This window comes from Streptomyces sp. MAR4 CNX-425 (genome assembly GCF_048656465.1).
Classification (GTDB): domain Bacteria; phylum Actinomycetota; class Actinomycetes; order Streptomycetales; family Streptomycetaceae; genus Streptomyces.
This window is the reverse complement of the sequence record NZ_JBMDLF010000013.1, coordinates 126,414-144,968: the sequence shown is the minus strand read 5'-3', so window position 1 is coordinate 144,968 and position 18,555 is coordinate 126,414. Positions and strand designations below refer to the sequence as shown.

The window sequence follows — 18,555 nt, the reverse complement described above, 5'->3', positions numbered from 1 at the left end:
GGGTACGGGCCCGGCCCGGCACGGCGGAGAGGTTCGCGGCGGAGCGCTGCATGCGTCGATGCTCGCAACCGCGGTTGAACCGTCGGTAACGGCGCGGCCAACCCTGGGTGCAGTGACGCTAGCCCTCGGTGCGGTACATCAGGTCCGTCTCGTGGGTCCGGAACCCCATCCCCTCGTAGACGGCCACCGCCGGGGCGTTGTCCGCGTCCACGTACAGCATGGCGGTCGGCATGCTCCGCTCGTAGGCCAGATGGCGCAGCCCGATCGTCGTCAGCGCCTTGCCGAGCCCGCCACCCTGCGCGTCGGGGTGCACCCCCAGCACGTACACCTCGCCGAGCTGCTCGGCGCTGTGCACCTTCGTCCAGTGAAAGCCGACGACCTTCCCGGAGCGCTCGGCGAGGAAGAACCCGCGCGGGTCGAACCACGGCTCGGCCATGCGGTCGTCGAGGTCGGCCTGGGTGAGCGAGCCCTGCTCGGGGTGGTGGGCGAAGGCGGCGGCGTTGACGGCCAGCCACTCCGCGTCGTCCTCCCCCGGCCGGAACGTACGCACCGTGACCCCCGCCGGCAGCCGCGGCTCCGGCGCCCCGGCGCCGTCCGCCGCGAACCCGGCGAGCGGCATGCGCAGCTGGCGCAGCTCGCGGAAGAGGGTGAGGCCGAGGAGCTGCGCCAGGTGCCGCGCGGCCGGGTGGCCGCCGTGCGCCCAGAGCCGCATCCGCTGGCCGGATTCGGTGAGCAGCGCGCGGCCCAGGGCCCGGCCGTGGCCGCGGCGGCGGTACGCCGGGTGGACGACCAGTTCGGCGGCGGGCGGCTCGACGGGGTCGGTCTCCTCCAGCTGCGCGTAGCCGGCGGGTTCGGTGCCGTCGGTCAGGAACAGGTGTCTGACGCCCTCGCGGCGGCCTCTGCGCAGGGTCAGCCGGCCCTGCTCGGAGACGGCCTGGCGGCCGTCCGCCTCGGCGGCGGCGTCGATGATGCCGAGAACCGCGTGCGACTGGGACGGCGTGAGCTCGTCGAGCACGTCGATGCGCCTGCCGCGCGGCTTCCCCGTGTCGGTCGTACCGGACTCCGTCATGGAGAGAGCCTAAGGCCAGCGGACGGCCCGCAGAGCTTTGGGATTCGTTCAGTCTTTGTTGGAGACGGGCTACGCGCGTCGACCGTAAGCTGCCGACCGGTGTTTCCCGTCGCGCCGAGGGGGCGTTCATGCTGAGGTCTCGAAGAACACAGCGGGCTGGCAGGGTCCGTACGACGCGGAGGGGGCGCCGGGCCGCGGCGGCGGCCGCCGCGGTGGCGGTGGCCGGGAGCCTGTTCGCCGCGGCGCAGCCGGCGGGCGCGGACAGCGCGGACCGCGGACGCGGGCACGGGCACGGGCACGGGCGTACGGTCGACGTCCAGCTGCTCTCCTTCAACGACTTCCACGGCAACCTCGAACCCCCGCAGGGCTCCTCCGGCCGCGTCACCGAACTCCAGCCGGACGGCTCCACGAAGACCGTCGACGCCGGCGGCGTCGAATACCTCGCCACCTCCCTCCGCGAGGCGCGCGAGGACCACCGCTACTCCGTCACCGCCGCCGCCGGCGACCTCGTCGGCGCCAGCCCGCTGATCTCCGGCCTCTTCCACGACGAGCCCACCGTCGAGGCCATGAACGGCCTCGGCCTCGACGTCGCCGGCGTCGGCAACCACGAGTTCGACGAGGGCCGCGCGGAGCTGCTGCGCCTTCAGGACGGCGGCTGTCACCCCGAGGACGGCTGCTACGCCGAGGGCCGCGCCTTCGAGGGCGCCGACTTCCCCTACCTCGCCGCCAACGTCACCGACGAGAAGACCGGCGAGCCGGTCCTCGACCCGGTGCACGTGTGGAAGAAGCGGGGCGTGAAGATCGGCTTCATCGGCGTGACGCTGGAGGGCACCCCCGACATCGTCTCCGCCGAGGGCGTCAAGGGCCTGGACTTCCACGACGAGATCGAGACCCTCGACAGGTACGCGAAGCAGCTGCGCCGGCAGGGCGTCGAGTCCATCGTCGCGCTCGTCCACGAGGGCGGCTTCCCCGCGGACTCGTCGGGCGGCGCGTACAACTACGACTGCGACAGCCCCGGCCCGGGCGCCGGCATCTCCGGCCCGGTCGCCGAGATCGCCGCGGGCACGACGTCGGACGTCGACGCCTTCGTCACCGGCCACACCCACCAGGCGTACGCCTGCACCGTCCCCGACCCGGAGGGCAGGCCGCGCAGCGTCACCTCCGCGTCGTCCTTCGGGCGGCTCTACACCGAGACCACGCTGACGTACGACCGCCGCAGCGGCGACATCGTGCGCACCGCGACCGAACTGCCGGACGCCGCCAACCACGTCGTCGACCGCGAGCAGCCGCGGGCCGCGGACATGACCGCGCTGGTCGAGGAGTGGAACGCGCGCGCCGAGCCGGTCGCGGCCAAGCCGATCGGCTACGTCTCCGCCGACATCCCGCGCACGGGCACCGAGTCGCCGCTCGGCGACCTCATCGCCGACGCGCAGCTCGCCCACGCCCGGACCCTCGACGAGGGCGCGCGGCTGGCGCTGATGAACCCGGGCGGGATCCGCGCGGACCTCACCCACGCGGCGTCCGGCGGCGAGGGCGACGGGGTCGTCACGTACGGGGAGGGCTTCACGGTCCAGCCGTTCTCGAACACCGTGAACCTGACCAGCCTGACCGGCGAGCAGCTCCTCCAGGTGCTGCGGGAGCAGGTCAGCGGCGCCAACGAGGAGTCGCCGAAGATCCTCCAGCCGTCCGCCGGGCTCACCTACACGCTGGACCTGACGAAGTCCGGCGCCGACCGCGTCGTCGCCGGCTCGGTGCGGCTCGACGGGCAGCCGCTCGACACGGCGGCCACGTACCGCGTCGCGGTCAACTCGTTCCTCGCCGGCGGCGGGGACGGCTTCCCCACCCTCGCCGAGGGTACGGACCCGCTGGTCGGCGGGGACGACCTGGCGGCGCTGGAGACCTACCTGACGGCGAACTCCAGCGCGGACAGCCCGCTGGCGCCGCCGGCGGCGGACCGGATCACGGTGGTGGGCGGAGCCGCGGCCGGGCGGTGACGTTCGGCTGCGCGGCCGTACCGCCGTCTGCTGTGCTGGTCCGTACCGGGTGCCCCGGCAGGTCCGCCCTGCCGGGGCACCGGCGCAGACACCCCGGCCCCTACCCGCAGGAGGGTGACGATGAGCAGCGGCAGCGGCAGCGGCAGCGGCAGCGAGGAAGCGGTACCGCCGTCGGTGGACCCCACCGTGCCGCACGCGGCGCGGATCTGGAACTACTGGATGGGCGGGAAGGACAACTACCGGTCGGACCGGGAGGCGGGCGACGCCGTCGCGCGCGTCTACCCGGACATCGTCACCATGGCCCGGCAGTCCCGCCAGTTCCTCATCCGCGCGGTGACCCACCTGGCGCGGGAGGCCGGGATGCGGCAGTTCCTCGACATCGGCACCGGCCTGCCCACGATGCAGAACACGCACGAGGTGGCGCAGCGGATCGCCCCCGAGTCCCGCGTCGTCTACGTCGACAACGACCCGCTGGTGCTCGCGCACGCCCGCGCCCTGCTGAGCAGCACCACCACCGAGGGCGCGACCTCGTACGTCCACGCCGACTACCACGACCCGGAGCGGATCCTGGCCGGCGCGGCGGACGGGCTGGACCTCACCGAGCCGGTGGCGGTGATGTTCATGGGCGTGCTGGGCTACGAGCCGGAGCTCGCGGAGCTGCGCCGCATCACGGGCCGGGTCATGGCGGCGGTGCCGCCGGGCAGCCACCTGCTGCTGTGGGACGGCACCGACACCGGCGACGCCGTCGTCGAGGGCGGCGAGAAGCTCATCGAGGCCGGCGGCGTCCCGTACCACCTGCGCAGCCCGGCGGAGCTGGGCGCGTGCTTCGAGGGCCTGGAGCTGGTCGAGCCCGGCATGGTGCCGATCACGCGCTGGCGGCCGGGCGCGGCGGCGGCGGGCGGGGCGGCGCCGGTCGACGCGTACGGGGCGCTGGGGCGCAAGCCGTAGCGCCCGGCGGGCGGGCCGCGGCCGGCAGCGCGCCGGCTAGAAGTGGAAGACGTTCCCGCCGGTCGCCAGGTCCGCCGTGCACGGGTTCGCGAAGACCTCGGAGACGTAGTCCACGGGCTCGCCGTGCCAGGTGCCGGTGGCGCGCAGCTCGACGGGCTCGTACTGCATCGTGCACACCCCCTCCTTGTCGCCCAGCTCCTCGAACCGCCCGTCGACCGCGGCGAGGTCCGTGCACGCCGACTCCGCAGCGGGGTGGGAGCCGCCGGCGGGGTCGCAGTTCAGGTAGGTGAAGGCGGCCTTGGCGCGGTCGGCGGAGTTGACGTACGTCGTCGTCAGCCGCAGGTGCGTGGCGTCGAACGGCTCGGGCAGCGGGCGGGCGGCGGCGGTCGGCGGCAGCAGCACGGCGGTGGCGGCGGTGGCGGCGGCGACGGCGGTGGCGGCCAGGACGGCGGCGAAGGGCCGGACGGTCATGGGGGGTGTCTCCTCGGTGGGCGTGACGCGCCGGGTGGCGGGCGTCTGGCACGTCAGGGATACCCCAGCCGGTCAGGAGTGCGCGGCACCGTCACCCGAAGGAGGCATGTCCTTCGATTCCGTTCCCCGGCCGCCGCCGTGGCCCCATGGCCGCCCCCGTATCGCCGATAAGGACCCCGGCGGCGGCTCCGGCGCCCCCGGCAGCCGCAGCAGCGCCTCCGTGCCGCCGCCGTCCGCCCGCCGCAGCGCCACGGTGCCGCCGGCCTGCTGCACCGTACGGGCCACGATCGACAGCCCCAGCCCGCTGCCCGGCCGGCTGCGCGCCGACGGCGAGCGCCAGAACCGCTCGAACACGTGCGGCAGCTCCGCCTCCGGGATGCCCGGGCCGTGGTCGCGCACCCGCAGCAGCCCGTCGCCGCCGAGGTCCACCTCGACGCGGCCGCCGGCGGGCGAGAACTTCACCGCGTTGTCCAGCAGGTTGACCACGGCCCGCTCCATCGCCGCGGGCTCGGCCCGGACGTACCAGGGCGCCAGCTCCGCCGCGATCTCCACCTCCGGCGCCCGCAGCCGCACCCGCCGCACCGCCCGCTCCGCGATCCCGTCCAGCGCCACGACCGCCAGCTGCGCCCGGTCCGGCGCCGCGTCCGGCCGGGACAGCTCCTGGAGGTCGCCGATGAGCGCGGCCAGCTCGGTCATCTGCGCGGTGACCGACCCCAGCAGCTCCCGGCGCTGCTCCTGCGGCAGCCCGCGGCCGGAGTCCTCGCTGCGGGCGAGCAGCTCGATGTTCGTACGGAGCGAGGTCAGCGGCGTGCGCAGCTCGTGCCCGGCGTCGGCGATGAGCTGCTGCTGCCGCCCGCGGGAGGTGGCGAGGGCGGCGGTCATGGCGTTGAACGAGCGGGACAGCCGGGCGATCTCGTCGTCGCCCTCGGCGGGGATCTCGACGGCGAGGTCCTCGGTGCGGGCGATGTGCTCGACGGTGTGCGTGAGCCGCTCCACGGGCCGCAGCCCGGCGCGCGCGACCAGCAGCCCGGCGGCCCCGGCGCCGACGACGCCGCCGCCGGCGACGAGGGCGAGGACGAGCGCGAGGGTGCGGAGGGGGTCGGTGACCTCGGTGAGCGGGCGGGCGAGGGTGATCGCGGCCGGCTGGCCGCCCAGCCGGAGGCCGCTGATCGTACGCACCCGCCACTCGGTGCCGCCCGAGGTCACGTCGTGCAGCACCTCCACGCGCCGCGGGCCGGTCTGCGCGGCGATCGCCCGGTCCGCGTCGGTCACGTCGATCGTGCGCTCCCCCTGGACCCAGCAGGCGGTGCCGTCCGCGAGGACGATCTGCGCGGTCGTCCGGTCCGGGTTCAGGCCGAGGCGCTCCACGCGGCCGGTCGGGCGCGCGTCGACGCAGCCGACGCTGTTGACGATCTGCGGCAGCGTGCTCGGCACCTCCGCCTGCCGCAGCGAGCGGTCGAACTGGCTCATCAGCTGGTCGCGGGTGATCAGCCAGCAGGCGACCGCGGCCGCCGCGACGGCCACCGCCACCGCGGCGGCGGTGAGCAGGCCCAGCCGCGACCGCAGCGGCAGCCGGCGGACCCGGGTCGTCACCCGGCGGCGCCCCTGCCGCGCCCGGCACCCCGGCCCTCGGGGGCGCGCAGCACGTAGCCGACGCCGCGCACCGTGTGCACCAGCCGCGCGGCGCCGCCCGCCTCGGTCTTGCGGCGCAGGTACATGACGTACACGTCGAGGGAGTTGGAGCTGGGCTCGAAGTCGAAGCCCCAGACCGCCTTGAGGATCTGCTCCCGGGTCAGCACCTGGCGCGGGTGCTGGAGGAACAGCTCCAGCAGCGTGAACTCGGTGCGGGTCAGCTCCACCGGCCGCCCGCCGCGGGTGACCTCGCGGGCGGCGAGGTCCATCCGCAGGTCGCCGAACTCCAGGGTGTCGGCCTGCCCGTGCTCCGCGCCGCCGCCGTCGGCGTAGGCGTGGCGGCGCAGCAGGGCGCGGATACGGGCGAACAGCTCGTCCAGCTCGAACGGCTTGACGAGGTAGTCGTCGGCGCCCGCGTCGAGCCCCGTCACGCGGTCGCCGACAGTATCGCGGGCGGTGAGCATGAGGATGGGCACCCGGTCGCCGGCGGCCCGCAGCCGGCGGGCGGCGGTCAGGCCGTCCATGCGGGGCATGAGCACGTCCAGGACGACGAGGTCGGGGCGGTACGAGTCCGCCTTGTCGAGGGCGTCGAGACCGTCGACGGCGAGTTCGGTCCCGTAGCCCTCGAAGGCGAGGCTGCGCTCCAGCGCCTCGCGCACGGCCGGCTCGTCGTCGACGATCAGGATGCGCTGCTGCTGCTCGGTCACGGCCTCAATTGTTCCTGAGGTCGTCGAGGATCTGCTTCACGTCGTTGACGGGAATGGCGAAGCCGAGCCCGACGCTGCCCGCGGCGGAGCCGTTCTCCGGTGCGTACATGGCCGAGTTGATGCCGACGACCCGGCCCTGCATGTCGACGAGCGCGCCGCCGGAGTTGCCGGGGTTGAGGGAGGCGTCGGTCTGGATCGCCTGGTACGTGGTCGTCTCCGCACCGAGCCGCCCGTTGTACTGGCCGCCGCCGAACCCGAACGGCCACTGCTCGCCGCCCTGCGGCTGCTGCTCCTTCTCGACGGTGACATCGCGGTCCAGCGCGGAGACGATGCCGCTGGTGACGCTGCCGCTGAGGCCCTCGGGGGAGCCGATGGCGACGACCTCGTCGCCGACGCGGAGGGAGTCGGAGTCGCCGAGCACGGCGGGCTTGAGGCCGCTCTTGCCCGACACCTCGACGAGCGCCATGTCGAGGTCCGGGTCGGTGCCGACGACCTCGGCGGCGGCCGTGGAGCCGTCGCTGAAGGTGACCCGCACCTGCTGGGCGCCGGAGACGACGTGGTTGTTGGTGAGGATCTCGCCGTCCTCGCCGACGACGACCCCGGACCCGGTCGACTGCCCGGCGCTCCCGGTCGCCCGGATCTCCACGACGCTGGGGCTCACCGCCTCGGCGACCCCGGCGACGGTGCCCTTGCTCCCGGCGGACACCTGCGTCCCGCTGGCGGCCCCGCCGCCGGTGGCGGTGGCGGCCGTACCGGACGAGCCGGTCAGCTCCCCGACGAGCGCGGCGCTGCCGCCCCCGACGACGGCGGCGACGACCGCCGCGGCGACGAGCACGGCGGCGGGCCCCTTGGCCCGCCTGCGCCGCGGGGGACCCGCGGGCGGCGCGGGTGGGGCCGGCGGAGCCGGCGGATCGCCGAACCCGGCGTAGCCGCCGGTGCCGCCGGAGCAGGGGCCGGGAGCGGGCGCCGGGCGCGGGCCGGGAGCGGGGGCCGGGTCCGGGCCGGGGCCGGGGGCCGGAGTCCGGGGCGGGTGCCCGACACCGGACGGGGCGGCGGGCAGGACCCCGTCCCGGCCGGCGATGAAGTCGGGCTGGCTGCTGGTGCGGTGTGTCTGCTCCGTCATGCCTCCGACGATCGCCGGGGATTCTGAGAGCCGTCTGAGACGGCTGTAAGAAGCGGAGTAAAACCGCGTATGCCCGATATAAAGCCGACCCCGGAACCGGGCACGGCGACGGCCGGAGCCGGCGGATCGATGATCTCCGCGAGCACGCCCCCCGCGCGCAGCAGCGCGAGCGCCCGCCCGGTCAGGGCCTCCAGATGGGCGTCGAGGGCGGCGAGCGACCGGCCCACGTCGCGCAGCTCGCGGACGGCCGCCACCGCCTCCCGTACGTCCGGCACCCGGTGCCCGCCCGCCCGCAGCGCGGCGGCGATCCGCGCCTCCCGGACCGCGGCGACCGGGTAGCGCCGCGCCGTCCCCGCGCGCGTGGCGACCCGCTCGGGCGCCACCAGCCCGGCCTCCTCCCAGAAACGGAGAGTGGAGGCTTTGACCCCGAGCGCCTGCGACAGCTCGGTGATGGTCATGGAGTCCGCGTCGACGGGCGCGGCGTCGGTCACCGCCTCGGCCCGGATGGCCTCCAGCGCCCGCCGGGCGGCAAGCACCCGCCCGCGCTCGTCGTTGAGCCGGGTGTGGAGCCCCCCGAGCACCGCCACCCCGTCGCCGGGCGGCAGCCCCCGGACCTCCCGCATCGCACGCCGCGCCGCGACGGGGCCGACGGCGTGGGCGAGGTCGCGGTACGCGCCCAGAGCGCGCACATGCGCGGCGGAGAAGCGCCGGTAGCCGTTGGCCGCGCGCTCCGCGGCGGGGATGACGCCGAGCGCCTCCAGATCGCGGACCTGCTGCACCGAGTACCCGGAGGCGGCCGCCACGGCGGAGGTGTTCATGCGGCCAACCCTCCATAAGCACTTCAGGTACACGCTCGAACCATGAGTATGAACCAGCTCCTCGAAGAGGTCCGCGCCTTCGACGGCGTACTCGAACTCGCCCCCGCCGAGGGCAGCGCGTTCCCCGAGATCACTTGGGGCGACCACTTCTTCTTCTACGCCCCCGACGGCGAGCCGCCCCGGCGCGGGCAGCCGTACGCCACCGTCGTCACGAAGAACTACCCCGGCGACACCCTGTGCGCCCTCGACCGCCCCGGCCGCCGGCGACTCAACATCCACGTCGGCACCGCCACGTTCACCGAGCTGACGGGCGAACACCCCCGCGCGGCCCCGGCCCCGAGGGACTACACCGCCACCGACGCGGTCCTCCCGCACCCGGTGTACCGCGCCCAGACCTGGATCGCGATCACCAACCCGGCCACCGCCACCACCCCACTGGCGTCCCGCCTCCTCCACGCGGCCCACGAGGCGGCGAAACGCCGGGCGGAACGCCGCCGGGGGCGGGGAGTGAGCGGTTAGGTGAGCGGGAACTCCCCGCGCCTGACAGCCGCGACGAAGTCGCCCCAGGCGACACGGCTGACGGCGAGGGCGCCACCCGCGGGGTCCTTGCTGTCCCGGACGCCGATCGCAGCCGCGACCTGCCGCACCTCGACGCACTCACCGTTCTGGCCGCTGTAAGAACTCTTGTACCACTCGGAACGAGGTGACACGGACTCTTCCTTCGGAGCGTGAGTTACGCCTGCAACTCCCCGCGCTTGACCGCGGCGACGAAGTCGGCCCAGGCGACGCCGCTGACGGTGAGCAGGCCACCCTGCGGATCCTTGCTGTCCCGGACCGCGCGGTCCGGGCCGACGCGGGCGACCTCCACGCAGTTGCCGGAGTTGCCGCTGTAGCTGGACCTGTACCAGGCGACACCCTTGTGCTCCAGTGAATGCATCCCGTGCCTCCGGGTCCTAGTCGAACGTCGTCTTCAATCGGGTAATCAGGTCACGGCTCTCGGCCGGAGCCAGAGCGGTGGACCGCAGCGAGTCGAACGTGAGCGTATACGTCTCGATCTCTTCTGGAGTCTCCAGGTAGAGCGTCCCTGTGTAGTGCTCCACACAGACCACGTCCGAGAAGGCGGGCGTCGGGAAGCCGAACAGCACGAACGCTCCCATGAACCCAGCATGCGCGCCCGCGCTGTGGGGGACAACCTGCAACTCGACGTTCGGGTGCTCTGCCAGCGTCAGCAAGTGGTCAAGCTGCGCACGCATCACCTTCGAACCACCGACACAGGTCAGCAGCGCGGCCTCCCCCTCGATCACACACAGGCGTGGATGCTTGTCGTCTTCCAGCACGCGCTGCCGCTCCATCCGGACGCCGACAAGCTCGTCCATACGCTGTCGGCTGAGGATGGCGTTGCTGCCCTCCAGAAGCGCCCTGGCATAGTCAGGTGTTTGCAGCAGACCGGTGACCAGCAGCGGCTCGTACGAACGGATGTAGTTCGCGGACTGTTCGTAACCGACGTAGTCGGCATACGAGGGCAAGGCCGTGCCCAGCCGCTGCAACCAGCCCGGCTCTCTCCCCCGTCTGGCCAGGCCGACCAACTGCTCGACGTAGTCGGCGTCCTCCACCCCGTAGAAGGCCAACAGATCACGCAGCTCGCCGAGGGAGATGCCCAGATGGGCGTTCTCGATCCGGCTGATCTTCGTCCGATGACAGCCGATCCGCTCGGCCGCCTCCTCCGGCGTCTTGCCCGCTTCCTCCCGGAGCGCCAGGAGGACGGCGGCCAGGCGCCGACGGCGCACGGTGGGCCGCGCTCCGGTCATGTGATGCCCCCTCTGCATACGCAACGACACAGGGAGATTACTGTACGCTAGAAAATCTTGGAACATGTTCTGTAGGAACGATTTCTGTTCGATCGGGCACAGAAGCATGCTGGTGCTTCGTCAGCGGAAGGGGCCTGCATCGGCTCCGATCGCAGAACGCCCGCATGGACAAGGGGGTTTGCTCATGGACCCGTCGTTCGCCGCATTCACGGCAGGGAAGCAACGCGAGACCGGCCGGCGCTTCCCACGGCACGCCAGGAGCGTGGGGCGTGCCCGGACGGCTCTGAGAGCCCAGTTGGGGCTGTGGGGCGTTGATCAGAACGTGGCCGATACCGCCGTGCTGCTCGTCTCCGAACTGGTCACCAACGCCGTGCGGCACGCCACGGTGCCGCCCGGGCGCGAGATCGGCACGTGGTTCGCTCTGCGGGAGGGGAGGCTACGGCTGGAGGTCGCCGACGCCAACGGCGACCTGCCGCAGCCTCGGACGGCGGGAGACGAGGACGAGAGCGGGCGCGGTCTGGCGCTCGTCGACGCGCTCGCGGACGAGTGGGGTACGTACCGGCGGGCGAACGGCATCGGCAAGTGCGTGTGGGTCACGCTCAAGCTCCCCTCAGAGCGGAGCTGACGCCCCGGTACCGCTACGCGCAGCCGCAGGAGCGGCGGATCACCAGGCGGGACGGGAACTGCTTCAGGCGTTCGCGGCGGGTGGCCAGGGGGGTTTCGTCCAGGACCAGGTCCACCGCCGCGCGGGCCATCGCCGGGCGGTCCGAGGAGACCGTCGTCAGGGGCGGGTCCGTGAGGCCCGCCTCCTTGACGTTGTCGAAGGCCGCCACCGCCAGCTCGCCCGGCACGTCGATGCGCAGCTCGCGGGCCGCGCGCAGCAGGCCGATCGCCTGGTCGTCGGTGGCGCAGAAGATGGCCGGCGGGCGGTCGGGGCCGGCGAGGAGCTTGAGGCCGACCTGGTAGGCGTCGTAGCGGTTGTACGGGGACTGGAGGAGCCGGCCCTCCGTGGGCCGGCCCGCCGCGCGCATCGCGAGGCGCCAGCCTTCGACGTGGTCGGTGACCGGGTCGCCGGTGGTGGGGGTGGTCTCGACGCCGCCGAGGCAGGCCACGTACGCGTGGCCGTGCTCCAGCAGGTGTGTCGTCGCCTGCCGGGCGCCGCCGACGTCGTCGGTGACGACGACCAGGTCGTCGGGCTGGTCCCGGCGCTCGTGCATCAGCACCACCCGGGCGTCCCAGGCGTCGATCTCCGCGGCCGCGGCGGGGCTGGGGCCCTGGCTGACCAGGATCAGCCCGGAGACGCGCATGCCGAGGAAGGCCCGCAGGTAGTGGACCTCGCGGTCGTCGAGGTAGTCGGAGTTGCCGACGAGGACCATTTTTCCGCGCTCGGACGCCGCCTGCTCCACCGCGTGCGCCATCTCGCCGAAGAACGGCTGCCGGGCGTCCGGCACGATCATGCCGATGAGGTCCGTGCGTCTCGATGCCATGGCCTGCGCCACGCGGTCCGGGCGGTAGCCCAGCTCCCGTATCGCCGCGAGCACCCGCTCCCGGGTGGCCGGGGCGACCGGCCGGGGTCCGTTGTTGATGACGTAGCTCACGACCGCGGTCGAGGTGCCCGCCAGCCGTGCCACGTCGTCCCGCGTCACCTTGGCCACGGCGCAAGTCTACGCGTGATGACCTCGCGCACTACCCCGCGCAGTGAAGCCCTGGCCAAGGGCTCGGGCGCCGGGCTACGCCCGGGAACGGCGCGCTTCGGGCTCCTGCGCCGCGCCGGCCTTCGGCTCCGGCTTTCCCGGCTTCCCGGGCTTCTCGGCCTTCTCGGCCTTGTCCGGCACGACGAAGCGGTAGCCGACGTTCCGTACCGTGCCGATCAGCGACTCGTTCTCCGGCCCCAGCTTCGCCCGCAGCCGCCGCACGTGCACGTCGACGGTGCGGGTGCCGCCGAAGTAGTCGTAGCCCCAGACCTCCTGGAGCAGCTGCGCCCGGGTGAACACCCGGCCCGGGTGCTGCGCGAGGTACTTCAGCAGCTCGAACTCCTTGAAGGTCAGGTCCAGCACCCGCCCCTTGAGCTTCGCGCTGTACGTGGCCTCGTCGACCGTCAGGTCGCCGTTGCGGATCTCGGTGGGGCTCTCGTCCACGGGCAGCTGCTGCCGCCCCAGCGCCAGCCGCAGCCGCGCCTCGACCTCGGCGGGGCCCGCGGTGTCCAGCAGGACGTCGTCGACGCCCCACTCGGCGGTGACGGCGGCGAGGCCGCCCTCGGTGACGACGAGGATCAGGGGGCAGCCGGGGCCGGTGGAGTGCAGCAGCTGGCACAGGCTGCGCACCTGCGGCAGGTCGCGGCGGCCGTCGACGAGGATCACGTCAGCGCCGGGGGTGTCGATCAGGGCGGGGCCCTCGGCGGGCGCCACCCGGACGTTGTGGAGCAGCAGGCCGAGGGCGGGGAGCACCTCGGCGGAGGGCTGCAGGGCGTTCGTCAGAAGCAGCAGAGAGCTCACGGGCGCACCTCCCGGTGCGCGGCGGCAGCATTGATCGCGGTCGTCGGGGTCTCGGCTGTGCCTCTGCGTTCGCCCATGGCTTCGGCCTCCTCAAAGGGTGCATGAAAGCACAAAAGGACCCGGGGGCAACCTTGCCCGGATCCTTCAGCAGCCAGAATAGCCCACATGAGCGCCACCCCCGAGGCTTCGTCCGACCGGCGAGACGCCGCACCCGGTCCTTTCCCGCCCGCGTCACCGCCCTCGCGCACGGCACTGCTGCGCGCCGCGGACGGCGTTCCGATCGAGGCGGCGTACGCCCCGGGGCCGGGCCCCGCCGCCCCCGGCGCCCCGGCGATCGTGGTGGCCCACGGCTTCACCGGCGCCCTGGAGCGGCCGGCGATACGGCGGGCGGCGGCGGTGTTCGCGCAGCGTGCGGCGGTGGTGACGTTCTCGTTCCGCGGGCACGGGGGCTCCGGCGGGCGGTCGACGGTGGGGGACCGGGAGGTGCTGGACCTGGCGGCGGCGGTGGCGTGGGCGCGGTCGCTGGGGCACGGGCGGGTGGCGACGGTGGGGTTCTCGATGGGCGGCTCGGTGGTGCTGCGGCACGGCGCGTTGTACCGCGGGGCGGAGCGCGGGGATGGGCGGGGGCGCGGGGGGCGCACGGCCGCGTACGCGGACGCCGTCGTGTCCGTCAGCTCACCGGCCCGCTGGTACTACCGCGGTACGGCGCCGATGCGGCGGCTGCACTGGGTGGTCGAGCGCCGGGTGGGCCGTACGGTCTCGCGCCTGGCCCTGAAAACCCGCGTCCACCACCGCCGCTGGAACCCCGAACCCCTCTCCCCCACCGCCGCGGTCCCGCTGATCGCCCCGGTCCCGCTGCTCGTCGTCCACGGCACCCGGGACGCCTACTTCCCCCTGGACCACCCCCGCGCGCTGGCCGCGGCGGCGGCGCCGGGCGCGGCGGAGCTGTGGGTGGAGGAGGGTTTCGGCCACGCGGAGAACGCGGCGGACGACGACCTGCTGCGGCGGATCGCGGCGTGGGCGACGGAGGCGGTCGGTCCGGAAGGTCAGCGCACGTAGTCCTTGAGTTCCCCGGTGTCCAGCTCGATGTCCACCGGCTTCGGGAGGGCGAGCGTGGCGCCGAACTCAACCGAGTGGATGTCGCGGTAGCCCCGGGGAGAGTGGTCGCTGTGCACGGTCAGGGTGCAGGCATCACGGTCGATGAGCAGGTAGACCGGGATACCCTCGGCGGCGTAGGCGACAGGCTTCTCAACACGGTCCCGACGGTGGGTGTCCGAGTCGTAGGAAGTCACCTCCACAACCATCGCGACGTGGTCGGGATCGGCCCAGTCGCCCTGCCCGGCGAACGTTCCCTTCGGCGCCAGGACGACATCAGGTTTCGCCCGGCCGTTGCGGTACTCGCCGACTCGGAGGCCGAGGTCGGCCGAGTACACGCCCAAGCGGCTCCCGCTCCGGATGCACTGCTCCACCAGCCACCTGATGATCTCCCCGTGGTCTCCGTCCGGCACGCCCTTGACCCCGATCCGCCCGTCGATGAACTCGAACCTGACGGCGTCGTTCAGCTTCTCGGCAGCCTTGGCGATCTCCTCGAATTCCTCGACCGTCATCTGCGCGGTGCGTGCCGTGCGCTCTGCCATAACCGTCATGGTGCACCCCCTTCCGGGTCGCGGCCAGTCTCGCCCGCCGGCGCGGGGCAGATCATCGGTCCGGGGCGGAGTCCACCCGCACGGGTGAGCTAGATCGTTTCTGCCACCGGCTCCGCGAACTGCGCGCGGTACAGCCGCGCGTACGCGCCCTCCGCCGCCAGCAGCTCCTCGTGCGTGCCCTGCTCCACGATCCGCCCCGCCTCCATCACCAGGATCACGTCCGCGTCGCGGATCGTGGACAGCCGGTGCGCGATCACGAAGCTCGTACGGCCCGTCCGCAGCTCCGCCATCGCGTGCTGGATCAGCACCTCCGTGTGGGTGTCCACCGAACTCGTCGCCTCGTCCAGCACCAGGATCGCCGGTTCCGCGAGGAACGCCCGGGCGATCGTGATCAGCTGCTTCTCGCCCGCCGAGACGCCCGTGCCCTCCTCGTCGATCACCGTGTCGTAGCCGTCGGGGAGGGTCCGTATGAAGCGGTCGGCGTGGGTGGCCTTCGCGGCGGCGACGATCCTGTCGTGCGGGGTGCCCGCCGGGGCGCCGTACGCGATGTTCTCGGCGATCGTGCCGCCGAACAGCCAGGTGTCCTGGAGCACCATCCCGATCTGCGCGCGCAGCTCCTCGCGGTCCATCTCCGCCACGTTCACGCCGTCCAGGAGGATCCGGCCGCCCGCCGCCTCGTAGAACCGCATCAGCAGGTTCACCAGCGTCGTCTTTCCCGCCCCCGTGGGGCCGACGATCGCCACCGTCTGGCCCGGGCGCACCGTCAGCGACAGGTCCTCGATCAGCGGTTTCTCCGGGTCGTACGAGAACGAGACGCCCTCGAACGCCACCTCGCCCCGCACCGGCGCCGCCGGCCGGGCCGGGGACTCCGGGTCGGGCTCCTGCTCGTCCGCGTCCAGCAGCTCGAAGACCCGCTCCGCCGAGGCGACGCCCGACTGCACCAGGTTGGCCATCGACGCGATCTGCCCGAGCGGCTGGCTGAACTGGCGCGAGTACTGGACGAACGCCTGCACGTCGCCGATCGACAGCGCGCCGGAGGCGACCCGCAGGCCGCCGACGACGGCGACGAGCACGTAGTTGAGGTTGCCGATGCACATCATCGCCGGCTGGATCAGCCCGGAGATGAACTGCGCCCGGTAGCCGGCCCGGAACAGCTCGTCGTTCTCCTCCCGGAAGGTCTCCGCGGCCTCGTTCCGGCGGCCGAACACCTGGACGAGCGAGTGGCCGGTGTACATCTCCTCGATGTGCGCGTTCAGCTTGCCGGTGGACGCCCACTGCGCCACGAACTGCGGCTGCGCCCGCTTGCCGACCCGGGTCGCGACGGCGATCGACAGCGGCACGGTCACCAGCGCGACCAGCGCCAGCAGCGGCGAGATCCAGAACATCATCGCCAGCACCCCGACGACGGTCAGCAGCGACGTGACGATCTGGCTCATGGTCTGCTGGAGCGACTGCCCGACGTTGTCGATGTCGTTGGTCGCCCGGGAGAGGATCTCGCCGCGCTGGTTGCGGTCGAAGTACGACAGCGGCAGCCGCGCCAGCTTGGCCTCCGCCTCCTCGCGCAGCCGGAAGACCGCCCGCTGCACCACCACCGCCGTCAGCCGCGCCTGCGCGAGGCCGAGTCCCCACGCGGCGACGTAGACGAGCGCGGCCCACAGCAGCGTCACGCCGACGGCGTCGAAGTCGATGCCGTCGGTGGGGCGGGCGCCGCCGGTGTCGACCCGGTCGCCGTAGACGCCCGCGACGATGAGGTCGGTGGCGTGGCCGAGGAGCTTCGGGCCGGCGACGGTGAGCGCGACGGCGGCGGCGCCGAGGGCGAGGAGGGCGCGGATCAGGGCGCGGTCGGGGCGCAGGGTGCGCAGGAGGCGGACGGCGGAGCCGCGGAAGTCCATGGAGCGCTCGGCGGGCGGGCCGCTGAACATGCGCATGGGGCCGCTGGGGCGCGGGCCGGGAGGCCCGGGCGCCGGCTGCCGCGCCGGTTCCTTCGGCGTGCTCATGCCGCGGCCTCCTCCTCGGTCAGCTGGGACAGCACGATCTCCCGGTACGTCCCGTTCGCCGCCATCAGCTCCGCGTGCGTACCGGCCCCCGCCACGCGGCCCTCGTCCAGCACCACGATCCGGTCCGCGTCCCGTATCGTCGCGACCCGCTGCGCGACGACCACCACCGTCGCGTCCCCCAGCCGGCGCGCGAGCGCCGCGCGCAGGGCGGCGTCGGTGGCGAAGTCGAGGGCGGAGAAGGAGTCGTCGAAGAGGTAGATGTCCGGGCGGTGCACCAGCGCGCGGGCGATGGCGAGGCGCTGCCGCTGGCCGCCGGAGACGTCCGAGCCGCCCTGCGCGATCGGCGCGTCGAGGCCCCCGTCCATGGCGGCGACGAAGTCCGCCGCCTGCGCGGTGCGCAGCGCGTCCCACAGCTCGTCCTCGGTCGCGTCGGGTTTTCCGTAGCGGAGGTTCGACGCGACGGTGCCGCTGAAGAGGTACGGCTTCTGCGGTACGTATCCGATGGCCCGCGCCAGCGCCGCCGGGTCCAGGTCCCGTACGTCCACGCCCCCGACGGCGACGCTGCCCGCGGTCGCGTCGAACAGCCGCGGCACCAGCGCCAGCAGCGTCGACTTGCCGCTGCCCGTGCTGCCGATGACGGCCGTCGTACGCCCCGGGCGGGCGGTCAGGTCGACGTCCTTCAGCACCGGCTCCTCCGCGCCCGGGTAGCGGAACCCGACGCCGCGGACGTCGAGCCGGCCGCGCTCGCGCGGCTCGGCCGCCGCGGGCACCGGGGCCGCGGGCGGGACGACGGACGACTCGGTGTCCAGCACCTCCTGGATGCGCTCGGCGCAGACCTCCGCGCGCGGGATCATCATGAACATGAAGGTGGCCATCATGACGCTCATGAGGATGTACATCAGGTAGGACAGGAAGGCCGTCAGCGCCCCGACGTCCATGGCGCCGCTGTCGATCCGGCCGGCCGCGAACCAGACCACGGCGACGCTCGACAGGTTCACGCCGAGCATCGGGGTGGGGAACAGCAGCGCCATCAGCCTTCCGGCCCGTACGCCCACGTCCCTCAGCTCGGCGTTGGCCGCGCCGAAGCGCCGCCGCTCGTGCGCGTCGCGGACGAAGGCGCGGATGACGCGGATGCCGGTGATCTGCTCGCGCATGATGCGGTTCACCGCGTCGATGCGCTCCTGCATGCTGCGGAACAGCGGGCGCATGCGGCGCACGATCAGCGTGACGACGACGCCCAGCAGCGGCACGACGACCAGCAGGAGGGACGTGAGGGGCACGTCCTGGTTGAGCGCCATGACGACGCCGCCGACGCACATGATCGGCGCGGTCACCATCATCGTGAACGTCATCAGCGCGAGCATCTGGATCTGCTGCACGTCGTTGGTGGTGCGGGTGATGAGGGACGGCGCGCCGAAGCGGGCCATCTCGCGCGCGGAGAAGGACTGCACCCGGTCGAAGACGGCGGCGCGCACGTCGCGGCCGAAGGCGGTGGCCGTACGGGCGGCGAAGAACACGGCGCCGCCGGCCGCGCCGAACTGGAGCACGCTGCACGCGAGCATCCAGCCGCCGGTGCGCACGATGTAGCCGTTGTCGCCGGGGATGACGCCGTGGTCGATGATGTCGGCGTTGAGGGTGGGGAGGTAGAGCGTCGTCAGCGTGGCCATCAGCTGGAGCGCCACGACCCGGCCGATGTCCCGGCGGTACGGGCGCAGATACGCGCGGAGGATGCGGACGAGCACGCCGGAAGCGTACGTCGATGGTTGCCCGGGGCGACAACGATTTCGCCACCGGCATGATGGGGGGGCGTACTGCCGGAACCGGCGACGCCGGGCCGGAAGGCCCGG

19 protein-coding genes are annotated in these 18,555 nt (G+C 73.4%); 5 read left to right on the top strand and 14 right to left on the bottom strand.

The features are described from left to right. Positions 1-118: 118 nt before the first annotated feature. The gene (gene mshD, locus ACHZ99_RS29840; RefSeq protein WP_420307930.1) at positions 119-1,069 is read right to left on the bottom strand and encodes a mycothiol synthase; all 951 of its coding nucleotides are present in this window, start codon (positions 1,067-1,069) and stop codon (positions 119-121) included. Positions 1,070-1,197: 128 nt separating this feature from the next. Here mshD and ACHZ99_RS29835 point away from each other — a divergent pair, with 128 nt between their 5' ends. Beyond that, positions 1,198-3,063, top strand: coding sequence for a bifunctional metallophosphatase/5'-nucleotidase (locus ACHZ99_RS29835; RefSeq protein WP_420307929.1), 1,866 nt, complete (start codon positions 1,198-1,200; stop codon positions 3,061-3,063). A 120-nt stretch (positions 3,064-3,183) separates the two neighbouring features. Continuing rightward, positions 3,184-4,011, top strand: a complete 828-nt coding sequence (locus ACHZ99_RS29830) for an SAM-dependent methyltransferase (protein WP_420307928.1) — start codon at positions 3,184-3,186, stop codon at positions 4,009-4,011. Between the two features lie 36 nt (positions 4,012-4,047). Here ACHZ99_RS29830 and ACHZ99_RS29825 read toward each other — a convergent pair whose 3' ends face one another. The 5 genes from ACHZ99_RS29825 to ACHZ99_RS29805 all read right to left on the bottom strand — a co-directional run bounded on the left by ACHZ99_RS29825 (position 4,048) and on the right by ACHZ99_RS29805 (position 8,762). Continuing rightward, a complete protein-coding gene (locus ACHZ99_RS29825; RefSeq protein ID WP_420307927.1) occupies positions 4,048-4,482 on the bottom strand; it encodes an SSI family serine proteinase inhibitor in 435 nt (144 codons plus the stop codon). Between the two features lie 72 nt (positions 4,483-4,554). Next, complete coding sequence (locus ACHZ99_RS29820) at positions 4,555-6,075, bottom strand: HAMP domain-containing sensor histidine kinase (RefSeq protein WP_420307926.1); 1,521 nt, start codon at positions 6,073-6,075, stop codon at positions 4,555-4,557. Further along, complete coding sequence (locus ACHZ99_RS29815; protein WP_420307925.1) at positions 6,072-6,821, bottom strand: response regulator transcription factor; 750 nt, start codon at positions 6,819-6,821, stop codon at positions 6,072-6,074. Before ACHZ99_RS29815 ends, ACHZ99_RS29820 begins: the two co-directional genes overlap by 4 nt. Before the next feature lie 4 nt (positions 6,822-6,825). Next, complete coding sequence (locus ACHZ99_RS29810; protein WP_420307924.1) at positions 6,826-7,944, bottom strand: S1C family serine protease; 1,119 nt, start codon at positions 7,942-7,944, stop codon at positions 6,826-6,828. Beyond that, complete coding sequence (locus ACHZ99_RS29805; RefSeq protein WP_420307923.1) at positions 7,941-8,762, bottom strand: MerR family transcriptional regulator; 822 nt, start codon at positions 8,760-8,762, stop codon at positions 7,941-7,943. The genes ACHZ99_RS29810 and ACHZ99_RS29805 overlap by 4 nt, the downstream gene beginning before the upstream one ends. A 48-nt stretch (positions 8,763-8,810) precedes the next feature. Between ACHZ99_RS29805 and ACHZ99_RS29800 the strand changes: the two genes are divergently transcribed. After that, positions 8,811-9,281, top strand: a complete 471-nt coding sequence (locus ACHZ99_RS29800) for a DUF6194 family protein (RefSeq protein ID WP_420308030.1) — start codon at positions 8,811-8,813, stop codon at positions 9,279-9,281. Here the strand turns inward: ACHZ99_RS29800 and ACHZ99_RS29795 are convergent. From ACHZ99_RS29795 to ACHZ99_RS29785, 3 genes are read right to left on the bottom strand one after another with little or no spacing between them, the layout of a single operon-like run. Continuing rightward, entirely contained in the window at positions 9,278-9,472 is a 195-nt protein-coding gene (locus ACHZ99_RS29795; RefSeq protein WP_420307922.1) for a DUF397 domain-containing protein, read from the bottom strand. The two genes, ACHZ99_RS29800 and ACHZ99_RS29795, sit on opposite strands and share 4 nt — an antisense overlap. 23 nt (positions 9,473-9,495) lie before the next feature. Continuing rightward, positions 9,496-9,699 (bottom strand): DUF397 domain-containing protein, encoded by a 204-nt coding sequence (locus ACHZ99_RS29790; RefSeq protein WP_420307921.1) that lies wholly within the window; start codon positions 9,697-9,699, stop codon positions 9,496-9,498. A 16-nt stretch (positions 9,700-9,715) separates the two neighbouring features. Next, positions 9,716-10,570: a helix-turn-helix domain-containing protein gene (locus tag ACHZ99_RS29785; RefSeq protein ID WP_420307920.1), complete on the bottom strand. Its 855-nt coding sequence runs from the start codon at positions 10,568-10,570 to the stop codon at positions 9,716-9,718. Positions 10,571-10,634: 64 nt separating this feature from the next. Here ACHZ99_RS29785 and ACHZ99_RS29780 point away from each other — a divergent pair, with 64 nt between their 5' ends. Next, the gene (locus ACHZ99_RS29780) at positions 10,635-11,195 is read left to right on the top strand and encodes an ATP-binding protein (RefSeq protein ID WP_420307919.1); all 561 of its coding nucleotides are present in this window, start codon (positions 10,635-10,637) and stop codon (positions 11,193-11,195) included. 13 nt (positions 11,196-11,208) lie between these two features. Here the strand turns inward: ACHZ99_RS29780 and ACHZ99_RS29775 are convergent, their stop codons facing one another. Further along, positions 11,209-12,225, bottom strand: coding sequence for a LacI family DNA-binding transcriptional regulator (locus ACHZ99_RS29775; RefSeq protein WP_420307918.1), 1,017 nt, complete (start codon positions 12,223-12,225; stop codon positions 11,209-11,211). A gap of 75 nt (positions 12,226-12,300) precedes the next feature. Then, positions 12,301-13,065, bottom strand: a complete 765-nt coding sequence (locus tag ACHZ99_RS29770) for a response regulator transcription factor (protein ID WP_420307917.1) — start codon at positions 13,063-13,065, stop codon at positions 12,301-12,303. Positions 13,066-13,230: 165 nt separating this feature from the next. Here ACHZ99_RS29770 and ACHZ99_RS29765 point away from each other — a divergent pair, with 165 nt between their 5' ends. Beyond that, the gene (locus ACHZ99_RS29765; protein WP_420307916.1) at positions 13,231-14,124 is read left to right on the top strand and encodes an alpha/beta fold hydrolase; all 894 of its coding nucleotides are present in this window, start codon (positions 13,231-13,233) and stop codon (positions 14,122-14,124) included. Here ACHZ99_RS29765 and ACHZ99_RS29760 read toward each other — a convergent pair. From ACHZ99_RS29760 to ACHZ99_RS29750, 3 genes are all read right to left on the bottom strand, one after another. Further along, entirely contained in the window at positions 14,112-14,711 is a 600-nt protein-coding gene (locus ACHZ99_RS29760) for a Uma2 family endonuclease (RefSeq protein WP_420307915.1), read from the bottom strand. The genes ACHZ99_RS29765 and ACHZ99_RS29760 overlap by 13 nt on opposite strands. Positions 14,712-14,800: 89 nt before the next feature. Continuing rightward, the gene (locus ACHZ99_RS29755; protein ID WP_420308029.1) at positions 14,801-16,639 is read right to left on the bottom strand and encodes an ABC transporter ATP-binding protein; all 1,839 of its coding nucleotides are present in this window, start codon (positions 16,637-16,639) and stop codon (positions 14,801-14,803) included. 65 nt (positions 16,640-16,704) lie between these two features. Beyond that, a complete protein-coding gene (locus ACHZ99_RS29750) occupies positions 16,705-18,450 on the bottom strand; it encodes an ABC transporter ATP-binding protein (RefSeq protein WP_420307914.1) in 1,746 nt (581 codons plus the stop codon). Between the last annotated feature and the right edge of the window lie 105 nt (positions 18,451-18,555).

Excerpts from the sequence above, each read along its gene's own strand:
- mshD (WP_420307930.1), bottom strand. The coding sequence starts at position 1,069 with ATGACGGAGTCCGGTACGACCGACACGGGGAAGCCGCGCGGCAGGCGC.
- ACHZ99_RS29835 (WP_420307929.1), top strand. The coding sequence starts at position 1,198 with ATGCTGAGGTCTCGAAGAACACAGCGGGCTGGCAGGGTCCGTACGACG.
- ACHZ99_RS29830 (WP_420307928.1), top strand. The coding sequence starts at position 3,184 with ATGAGCAGCGGCAGCGGCAGCGGCAGCGGCAGCGAGGAAGCGGTACCG.
- ACHZ99_RS29825 (WP_420307927.1), bottom strand. The coding sequence starts at position 4,482 with ATGACCGTCCGGCCCTTCGCCGCCGTCCTGGCCGCCACCGCCGTCGCC.
- ACHZ99_RS29810 (WP_420307924.1), bottom strand. The coding sequence starts at position 7,944 with ATGACGGAGCAGACACACCGCACCAGCAGCCAGCCCGACTTCATCGCC.
- ACHZ99_RS29805 (WP_420307923.1), bottom strand. The coding sequence starts at position 8,762 with ATGAACACCTCCGCCGTGGCGGCCGCCTCCGGGTACTCGGTGCAGCAG.
- ACHZ99_RS29800 (WP_420308030.1), top strand. The coding sequence starts at position 8,811 with ATGAACCAGCTCCTCGAAGAGGTCCGCGCCTTCGACGGCGTACTCGAA.
- ACHZ99_RS29790 (WP_420307921.1), bottom strand. The coding sequence starts at position 9,699 with ATGCATTCACTGGAGCACAAGGGTGTCGCCTGGTACAGGTCCAGCTAC.
- ACHZ99_RS29785 (WP_420307920.1), bottom strand. The coding sequence starts at position 10,570 with ATGACCGGAGCGCGGCCCACCGTGCGCCGTCGGCGCCTGGCCGCCGTC.
- ACHZ99_RS29780 (WP_420307919.1), top strand. The coding sequence starts at position 10,635 with ATGTTCTGTAGGAACGATTTCTGTTCGATCGGGCACAGAAGCATGCTG.
- ACHZ99_RS29765 (WP_420307916.1), top strand. The coding sequence starts at position 13,231 with ATGAGCGCCACCCCCGAGGCTTCGTCCGACCGGCGAGACGCCGCACCC.
- ACHZ99_RS29760 (WP_420307915.1), bottom strand. The coding sequence starts at position 14,711 with ATGACGGTTATGGCAGAGCGCACGGCACGCACCGCGCAGATGACGGTC.
- ACHZ99_RS29755 (WP_420308029.1), bottom strand. The coding sequence starts at position 16,639 with ATGCGCATGTTCAGCGGCCCGCCCGCCGAGCGCTCCATGGACTTCCGC.